This is a genomic window from Spirulina subsalsa FACHB-351, from assembly GCF_026130165.1.
In the GTDB taxonomy this organism is placed as follows: domain Bacteria; phylum Cyanobacteriota; class Cyanobacteriia; order Cyanobacteriales; family Spirulinaceae; genus Spirulina_A; species Spirulina_A subsalsa_A.
The window spans coordinates 1-8,618 of the sequence record NZ_JAIHOM010000165.1; the positions used below are offsets into that span (position 1 = coordinate 1).

Consider the following 8,618-nt stretch of genomic DNA (forward strand, 5'->3'; position numbering starts at 1 on the left):
CCATTATAACACACTTAATAAAACTGGCAAGGCTCATTAAGTGTTGACGCTTCGCGGGTTACATACTGTTTTTCTTTTCATCCCCGTCCTAAAGTATCGGGGCTTTCAAGAAAACATGATCGGTAAATCTTCGACTAGGTCAATTTCAAGGAATAGGGAATAGGGAATAGGGTTTCCCGCGATTTCACCAAACCTAACAATCCTGTAAATTCCACAATAACAACACAATCTCATCAATGGCGGCTCGTTGACGACTAATCGCCTGTTCCGATTGATTCACCATGATACTAAATACCACCGTCGAGCCATCGGGTTGATCCACATAACCCGCGAGGGTAGAAACCCCAGTCATTGTCCCCGTTTTCGCCAAGAGAACCCCCGCTAAGGGCGTATCTTGAAAACGACCCTGTAGGGTGCCACTCACCCCAGCCACGGGCAAGGAGGCGCGAAAAACCTCACGGTGGGGCGTGGTTTCCATCCCTTGGAGGGTTTGCACCAAAGCTAAGGGACTCAAGAGGTTATGGCGAGATAACCCGGAACCGTCTCGGAGTTGGTGGGTGTCCGCTTCTACCCCTAACTGACTCAGGATGACCGTTAGGGCGCTCAGACTGGACTCCTGACCCACCCCTAGACCCAAGGTTTGGAGCAGAACCTCCGCATATAAATTATTGCTGGGTTGGTTGGTGTCTTGGAGCAACTGGGACAGGGGAGGGGATTGTAATAAAAAGGTTTCTTTACCTTTGTGTCGTTGGGGAGTCCGATCAATCTGGGTGCTTTGGACGGTAATCCCTTCGGCCTGCAAACTTTGCTCCAACTGGGCGAGAAAATAGGCCCCGGGATCTCGCAGGGCCATCCGCCACTGTCGGGGGGCAGTATCTACGGGAAACCGCCCGCGAAAGGCTAAGACGGGCTCCCCCACCCGTCCGGTCATTTGCAGGCTGTAGGGAGTCTCTGGGGGGGCGCTGCGGGCTTGATTTTCAATCTCCCACTGAGCTAAGGCTAGACCGTCCTCGCTGGTAATGGCGACGGGTTGGCCCGGTTGTTGGGGGGTGATGGTGAGGGGGAAGCTGTTCTCATTGAGAATCAAGCTATTAACCACCATGCCATAGTAAAAATAGAGGTCGGAAAATTCCCAAGTGGGATGGGTGGCCGGACCGGGTAAGTAACCATCCTCAACGATCAGGCGGTCAATCTCTGTCACCCCTTGTTCTCCCAAGTATTGGGCGAAGGTTTGCAGGTCTTGGGGGGTGAGGGTGGGATCTCCTTTCCCGATGAGGCGTAAGGTTTGCAGACGGGGCGGCCGTCCGGTGATCTGGATGGGGGTGAGGATGCGGTAGTCGGGGCCAAAATGGTGGAGGGCGGCCGCTGTGGTGAGGAGTTTGGCGCTGGAGGCGGGGTTAAAGTAGGCGGTTCCTTGGTGGTTGTAGAGGGGGGTGTCGTCATCGAGGGGTTGAATGAGCAGGCCCCAGCGCGATCGCTCCCACTCGGGACGGTTGATAATCCGGGTAATTGCTCCGGGGAGTTCTGTACGGCACAGGGGGGCGGCTACCGTAGGCAGAGGGGCAAGGATGCCCAAGGTGGCGATCGCCGATAAAATCCATTTCATAGTGATAGTCATGCTATCTTTCAACAGGATGCTGTCCATAAAAAGGTAGGGTTGCTGACCAGTGGGGGCGCTTCCCTTGGTTATAGGCCAATCGGGCTAGGTGAAACACACTGCTCACACTCTTTCCCGAGGGTTCCGTGATTTCGAGCAGGTGGTGGGGGTGGGGCAGTTGGGCGCGGGTTTCTTGCCATTGTGGGTCAGTCATGGCGACATCAGCCAGAATGGTTTCTAAACCCGAGGGTAAGGGTTGATAAACTGCCACAAAATACTGTTCTCGTCGAGCCACTTGTTGAACCGCAATGGGGGTGTGGGGGTGGACTTGACCCCGGATATCCCAGGCGCTCGCCCCTAAACTGGAGACGGGGAACAGAGGGAGATTTAACTGTTGGGCTAAGGTGCGCGCTGTTACTACCCCAATCCGAGTGCTAGTGAAACTGCCCGGCCCAATTGCTACGGCTAAGAACGTTAAATCCGACCAAGTTTGAGGGGGGAGGAAGGATTGTAGATAGTCGTGGAGATGACTAGACAACTCCCGCCCCAAATCCCAGACCTGACAACGGATAGGGGCTGATTCAGCGACAGAGGCGATCGCCAATCCCAATTCCGACCCACAGGTATGGAGCGCCAAACCATACCCCACCTCAGAGGAAATACTCGACATTCTCAACATCCCCAATTCACCGCCCCCATTGTCGCAGATTCTCCCCCCGCCTTTGTTAACTTTTCTCTAGAGTTTGGAGAGTCTGACCCCCCGTAGGATAATGAAAAAGTATCTTAACCGAGACATGGCGGATCTCAACGTTGGACAGAAGACCCCCCTTCCCAACTCAACCGAGGAATTTATACCCGCTATGTCCCGTTTGACTGTTTAACTATGCAAGGAGAAAGTTTTGGTCGCAACTACACCATTGAAAACCACTAAATCAGAAGAAATTTTTGCCGCCGCTCAGAAACTCATGCCGGGGGGCGTGAGTTCCCCTGTTCGGGCTTTTAAATCCGTTGGAGGACAACCCATTGTCTTTGAGCGGGTCAACGGGGCCTATGTTTGGGACGTAGACGGCAATCAATACATTGATTATGTCGGCACCTGGGGCCCCGCCATTTGTGGTCATGCCCACCCGGAAGTATTAAGCGCCCTACAAGAAGCCCTACTCAAAGGAACCAGCTTTGGCGCTCCCTGTGCCTTAGAAAATGTCCTCGCAGAAATGGTGATTGATGCCGTTCCCAGCATTGAAATGGTGCGTTTTGTTAATTCCGGCACCGAGGCCTGTATGTCCGTTCTGCGCTTAATGCGAGCCTTTACAGGACGGGAAAAAATCATCAAATTTGAGGGCTGTTATCACGGCCACGCGGATATGTTCCTCGTCAAAGCGGGATCCGGTGTTGCCACTCTTGGCCTACCGGACTCCCCCGGTGTTCCCAAAAGCACCACCAGCAGCACCCTAACAGCCCCCTACAATGACCTCGAAGCGGTGAAAGCCCTTTTTGCCGAAAACCCAGATCAAATCGCTGGGGTGATTTTAGAGCCTGTGGTAGGGAATTCGGGCTTTATTCCCCCCGATGCTGGATTTTTAGAAGGTTTGCGCCTAATTACCCAAAAAAATGGCGCGTTATTAGTCTTTGATGAGGTGATGACCGGATTCCGCATTGCTTACGGGGGCGCTCAGTCTAAATTCGGCGTAACCCCGGATTTAACCACCTTGGGTAAGGTGATTGGGGGCGGTTTACCCGTGGGGGCCTACGGTGGCCGCAAGGATATTATGTCTATGGTGGCCCCAGCCGGTCCAATGTACCAAGCGGGAACCCTTTCCGGCAATCCTCTAGCCATGACGGCCGGGATTAAAACCCTAGAGTTGCTGCAAAAACCGGGGGTTTATGAGCAGTTGGAACAGGTGACAAAACAGTTGATTGACGGATTAATGGCGATCGCGCAGGAAACCGGACACCCCGTTTATGGGGGCAGTATTAGCGCCATGTTTGGGCTATTCTTCACCGGAGATCCCGTCCATAATTATGAAGACGCGAAGAAATCTGATCTCAACAAATTTGCCCGTTTCCATCGGGGAATGTTAGAGCAAGGCATCTACCTTGCTCCCTCCCAATTTGAGGCCGGATTCACCTCCTTAGCCCACACGGAGGCCGATATTGCCAAGACCTTAGAAGCGGCTAAAGTGGTGTTATCTAATCTGTAGGTAGGGTTTGCTGAATAAGTCTTTTAGCCTCGTTACTTGGCTCTGCCAAGTAACGCCTTCACCTTGCGAGGGAAACCGGGTTTCTTCCATTGCTCCATGTTGGGTTACGCTTCGCTTCACCCAACCTACGAATGTTCTGGATTCTAACAGCAATCGGGTTGTTTTTGAGGGTAGGGTAGAAACCGGGTTTCTTTTTCATGGGTTTAAGGTTTTTCTCCTGCTCCATGTTGGGTTACGCTTCGCTTCACCCAACCTACGAATGTTCTGGATTCTAACAGCAATCGGGTTTGTTTTTTGATGGCAGGGTAGAAACCGGGTTTCTTCTATTCCCTCGTTTTTCGCTATATCTGAACAGAAACCGGGTTTCTTTTGGATAGGTTTAAGGTTTTTCTCCTGTTCAATGTTGGGTTATGCTTCGCTTCACCCAACCTACGAATGTTCTGGATTCTAACAGCAATCGGGTTTGTTTTTGAGGGTAGGGTAGAAACCCGGTTTCTTTTGGATGGGTTTAAGGTTTTTCCCCTGCTCCATGTTGGGTTACGCTTCGCTTCACCCAACCTACAAATGTTCTGGATTCTAACAGCAATCGGGTTTGTTTTTTGATGGCAGGGTAGAAACCGGGTTTCTTCTATTCCCTCGTTTTTCGCTATATCTGAACAGAAACCGGGTTTCTTTTGGATAGGTTTAAGGTTTTTCTCCTGTTCAATGTTGGGTTACGCTTCGCTTCACCCAACCTACGAATGTTCTGGATTCTAACAGCAATCGGGTTTGTTTTTGAGGGTAGGGTAGAAACCGGGTTTCTTTTGGATGGGTTTAAGGTTTTTCCCCTGCTCAATGTTGGGTTGCGCTTCGCTCTTAATCGAGCGAATCCGTTCAGCGATGGGGAAAAATGCTACTTTTTATAAATATCACCGCGACAACCAAGATTATAAATCTCCAGTATTGACTGCTCAATATTGCTTTCTAGGGAATTAAGGAGCAATAGGAGTTTTGTTCGCACCAGTTCGGTTTGTTTCGGTGAGAGTTTTTTAAGCGCTTTAATCGCGCTTTTGCGAAACCTAATCTCCATTGCGCACCCAGTCAGTCATATCTAGCGCTTCCTCCGTTTGGTAGTCTGTAGGTTTGCCAAACTCAGTTTCAATGGCTTTCATTTCACGATTGCTGACACGAGGCAGGAGGGCTAACCAGAGGGTTAAGCGTTCTTCTCGTAAAACGGTGCGAATGGTATCGCGAATCAGTTCTTTAAGGTCTTGTGTTTCCATCATCTTGAGTCACTTCTTTTAAACATCATAACCGCAGTACCCTAGAAACCGGGTTTCTTCCATTGCTCAATGTTGGGTTGCGCTTCGCTTCACCCAACCTACGAATGTTCTGGATTCTAACAGCAATCGGGTTTCTTTTTCATGGCAGGGTAGAAACCGGGTTTCTTTTTGATGGGTTGAGGGTTTTTCCCCTGCTCAATGTTGGGTTGCGCTTCGCTTCACCCAACCTACGAATGTTCTGGATTCTAACAGCAATCGGGTTTGTTTTTGATGGCAGGGTAGAAACCGGGTTTCTTCTATTCCCTCGTTTTCTCGCTATATCTGAACAGAAACCCGGTTTCTTTTGGATGGGTTTAAGGTTTTTCCCCTGCTCAATGTTGGGTTACGCTTCGCTTCACCCAACCTACGAATGTCGTCACAAATTAAGGACGGATGCCCCAACGTTGGAGTTGTTGGAGGATGGGGGCAATGGGATGAGCATAGCCAAAGCTGCCAGTGGGGTTAAAGATGTTTTCAGCGTTAGCAATGGGTTCGTTGGTGCTTTGGAGTGTGTTGACATTGTGAATGATGCCCAGGACTTGGAAGGTTTCAGGGTGGAGGACAGGGCTGCCGGATGTACCGAAGGCGAGGCCGGGACTGATTTGGAGTTCGTTATCGGTTTGATTGGCAATGTAACCGCGAATGATGCTCCAAGGGAGGCCGGTGTGAGGATGACCGATAATCCGGACATCCTGATCAAGGGAGATGGGAGTCGAGGAGATTTTGAGGGGTTGAATGTTATCAGGAGGGGCGTTGACTTCGAGGACAGCTAAATCTAGGGGGTCGTTGGGGGCGGTGATGTGGAGGATACGGGCGGAACGACGGAGGCGGTGTTCTGGGGGGAGGGTGCTGAAGAATTCGACGGTGATGTTGTCGCTGCGGTTGTTGTTACTATCGGTGACGACGTGGCGGGTGGTGAGGATGAGGATTCGGTTGGGGGTGGCTTGGAATATCCAGCCTGTGCCGTTGATGGAGCCAACGCTGGGGCCGCTGTTCATTTCGGCAAGAATATACACGACGGAGCGGCGATAGGGGAAGGTGGGATCTTGGGCGAGGGTGGGGAAGGTTTCCGGCCTATCTGGGGGGGCGGGGTTAGGGTCGAGGGCGAGGGGGCGTTCTGCTTCTTGGGGGTTGGTGTGAGCGATCGCATAATTGGGGTCGAGTTGGATGGCCCGTTGGAAGGAGGCGATCGCTTCTGCTAGTTTCCCCTGCTCTCTTAGGGCATTACCGAGATGGTGGTGAGCGGCGGCATAATTAGGGTCGAGTTGGATGGCCTGTTGGAAGGAGGCGATCGCTTCTTCTAGTTTCCCCTGTTCACTCAGGGTAAGACCGAGATTTTTGTGAGCGGCAGCAAAATCGGGGGATAGTTGGATGACCTGTTGGAAGGAGGCGATCGCTTCTTCTAGTTTCCCCTGCTCTCTTAGGGAAAAACCGAGATTGTAGTGAGCAAAAGAATAATTGGGGTCTGCTTGGATAGCCCGTTGGTAGGATGCGATCGCTTCTTCTAGTTTCCCCTGTTCACTCAGGGTAGAACCGAGATTGTAGTGAGCCGTAGCATGATTGGGGTCGATTTGGATGACTTGTTGGAAGGATGCGATCGCTTCTTCTAGTTGCCCCTGCTCTCTCAGAGCAGCACCGAGATTGTTGTAAGCAGAAGCATAATTAGGGTCTACTTGAATGGCCTGTTGGTAGGCGGCGATCATTTCTGCTACTTGCCCTTGGTTTCTCAGGGCATTACCGAGATTATAGTGAGCAGCCCCATAATTAGGGTCGAGTTGGATGGCCCGTTGATAGGATGCGATCGCTTCTTCTAGTTTCCCTTGGTTATACAGGGCAAGACCGAGATTGTTGTGAGCAGCAGCATCATTCGGTTCAACCTGTAAAACTCTACGGAAAACTCTCTCAGCCTCGGTAAAACGACCCTGCGCCTGGGCTGCATTACCCTGCTCTAAAAGCTGTTCAACCGTCTGGGCTTTCAGCCCTTGGGGCGCAAAGACGAGGGACACACTCAAAACCAGCGCGAGTAACTTGCGATTGACCATAGCAGGTTTCCTTCAGACCATCTTTTTTAGTTTAACCCACCTTCCTCAAACCATGCCGCCCCCAACCCCATCCCCCCTTGTTCAGCAATCACCCAAGCTTCACACTGACCCTAAATCCCCGTTTAGACAATCTTAAAGTTGCTCAATTGCACCTACTCCATAAGTCATGTAAAATAGGACTTCATATCTCACATCAACATCTTCTGTGGCCAAAGACCGTTTCCATGCTGCGGTTAAAGCAGCACTCATCAAAGACAGGTGGGTTATCACTCAAGATCCCCTTAGTCTGAAATATGGAAAAGTTGATTTCCAAATTGATTTGGGTGCGGAAAAATTACTGGCCGCTGAACGAGACAATGAAAAAATTGCCATAGAAATCAAAAGCTTTCTCAACCCTTCTGCGATTACTGATTTTTATGCAGCACTCGGACAATTTCTCAGTTACCGTCTAGCCCTAGAAACCGTCGATCCCCAACGTACCCTGTATCTAGCCATTCCTCTAGACAGCTATCATACCTTCTTTCAACTAGATTTCACGCAAACAGCCATTCAAAAATATCAACTACTGTTAATCGTTTATGATCCAGTTCAGGAGATAATTAACCAATGGATAAAATAGAGCAGTATCGAACAGCGATTCAAAGCCTTCTGAGTCGTTATGCCAACCAAGACCATAGTTATCCAAGTCCTGAGATTGAAACCCAACTGATCTTTGATACTGAACGGGATCATTATCAATGGATGGATGTGGGCTGGCAAGAGCTAAATCGCATTTATCGAACGATTATCCATCTTGATATTAAAGACGGCAAAATTTGGCTACAACAAAATCTAACAGAGTTCAATCCTGCTGAAGAATTAGTCGCCATGGGGATTCCGCGCTCAGATATTATCCTCGGTTTACATCCCCCCTATAAACGTCCTTATACGGATTATGGTGTCGCTTAGGGTTGTGAAATGATGGTGAATTTGCAAGGACAAGTTCAATGGAAGACGGGGGCGATCGCCTCTTCTAGTTTTCCTTGTTCTCTCAGGGCAGCACCGAGATTGTAGTGAGCAAGGGCATTATTGGGGTCGAGTTGGATGGCCCGTTGGTAGGAGGCGATCGCTGTTTCTTGCATTCCCTCGTTTTTTCGCTATATTTGAACAGAAACCCGGTTTCTTTTTCATGGGGGTGTTGGGTTGCCCTTCGCTTCACCCAACCTACAGCGCGAAACAATTATCAATTATTAATTCTCAATTGTGTTGGGTTGCCCTTCGCTTCACCCAACCTACGAATGGATATTCTGGATATTATCTGCAATGTCGGGTGAAGACCCTCGGTTTTACCGACGGGATGAAACCCGACCCGTATAGAAACAGCGAAGCACGACTCTTTAGCTAAGGCTCAGGGATCACTCTTAGCATGACAATTTGTGCTGTATATGTTAGTATCCATCTAGTTGTTTGAGGTCGATAAACAAGGTGTGAAGGGCAA

General features: G+C 50.1%; 7 protein-coding genes and 1 pseudogene. 3 read left to right on the plus strand and 5 right to left on the minus strand.

Translation table 11 applies throughout. The features are described 5' to 3' along the window. Window positions 1-193 precede the first annotated feature (193 nt). Both dacB and tsaB read right to left on the minus strand, forming a co-directional pair. Window positions 194-1,606, minus strand: a complete 1,413-nt coding sequence (gene dacB / locus K4A83_RS20865) for a D-alanyl-D-alanine carboxypeptidase/D-alanyl-D-alanine endopeptidase (RefSeq protein ID WP_265266631.1) — start codon at window positions 1,604-1,606, stop codon at window positions 194-196. Window positions 1,607-1,619: 13 nt separating this feature from the next. Beyond that, window positions 1,620-2,267: a tRNA (adenosine(37)-N6)-threonylcarbamoyltransferase complex dimerization subunit type 1 TsaB gene (tsaB, locus tag K4A83_RS20870; RefSeq protein ID WP_265266632.1), complete on the minus strand. Its 648-nt coding sequence runs from the start codon at window positions 2,265-2,267 to the stop codon at window positions 1,620-1,622. A 229-nt stretch (window positions 2,268-2,496) separates the two neighbouring features. Between tsaB and hemL the strand changes: the two genes are divergently transcribed. After that, on the plus strand, window positions 2,497-3,798 hold the full coding sequence (gene hemL / locus K4A83_RS20875) for a glutamate-1-semialdehyde 2,1-aminomutase (RefSeq protein WP_407810257.1): 1,302 nt from the start codon (window positions 2,497-2,499) through the stop codon (window positions 3,796-3,798). Window positions 3,799-4,856: 1,058 nt separating this feature from the next. Here the strand turns inward: hemL and K4A83_RS20880 are convergent. After that, window positions 4,857-5,063: a hypothetical protein gene (locus K4A83_RS20880; protein WP_265266634.1), complete on the minus strand. Its 207-nt coding sequence runs from the start codon at window positions 5,061-5,063 to the stop codon at window positions 4,857-4,859. A 419-nt stretch (window positions 5,064-5,482) separates the two neighbouring features. Continuing rightward, window positions 5,483-7,141, minus strand: a complete 1,659-nt coding sequence (locus K4A83_RS20885) for a serine protease (RefSeq protein WP_265266636.1) — start codon at window positions 7,139-7,141, stop codon at window positions 5,483-5,485. Window positions 7,142-7,346: 205 nt separating this feature from the next. On the opposite strand from K4A83_RS20885, the gene K4A83_RS20890 reads away from it, so the two are divergent. Continuing rightward, on the plus strand, window positions 7,347-7,760 hold the full coding sequence (locus K4A83_RS20890) for a XisH family protein (RefSeq protein ID WP_265266637.1): 414 nt from the start codon (window positions 7,347-7,349) through the stop codon (window positions 7,758-7,760). Further along, window positions 7,748-8,089, plus strand: a complete 342-nt coding sequence (locus tag K4A83_RS20895; protein WP_265266638.1) for a XisI protein — start codon at window positions 7,748-7,750, stop codon at window positions 8,087-8,089. Before K4A83_RS20890 ends, K4A83_RS20895 begins: the two co-directional genes overlap by 13 nt. Window positions 8,090-8,124: 35 nt before the next feature. Here K4A83_RS20895 and K4A83_RS20900 read toward each other — a convergent pair. Next, window positions 8,125-8,268 (minus strand): annotated as a pseudogene (locus K4A83_RS20900) (tetratricopeptide repeat protein); the annotation flags it as partial. Between the last annotated feature and the right edge of the window lie 350 nt (window positions 8,269-8,618).

Coding starts and splice junctions, on each gene's coding strand:
- dacB (WP_265266631.1), bottom strand. CDS start 1,606: ATGAAATGGATTTTATCGGCGATCGCCACCTTGGGCATCCTTGCCCCT.
- tsaB (WP_265266632.1), bottom strand. CDS start 2,267: ATGTCGAGTATTTCCTCTGAGGTGGGGTATGGTTTGGCGCTCCATACC.
- K4A83_RS20880 (WP_265266634.1), bottom strand. CDS start 5,063: ATGATGGAAACACAAGACCTTAAAGAACTGATTCGCGATACCATTCGC.
- K4A83_RS20885 (WP_265266636.1), bottom strand. CDS start 7,141: ATGGTCAATCGCAAGTTACTCGCGCTGGTTTTGAGTGTGTCCCTCGTC.
- K4A83_RS20895 (WP_265266638.1), top strand. CDS start 7,748: ATGGATAAAATAGAGCAGTATCGAACAGCGATTCAAAGCCTTCTGAGT.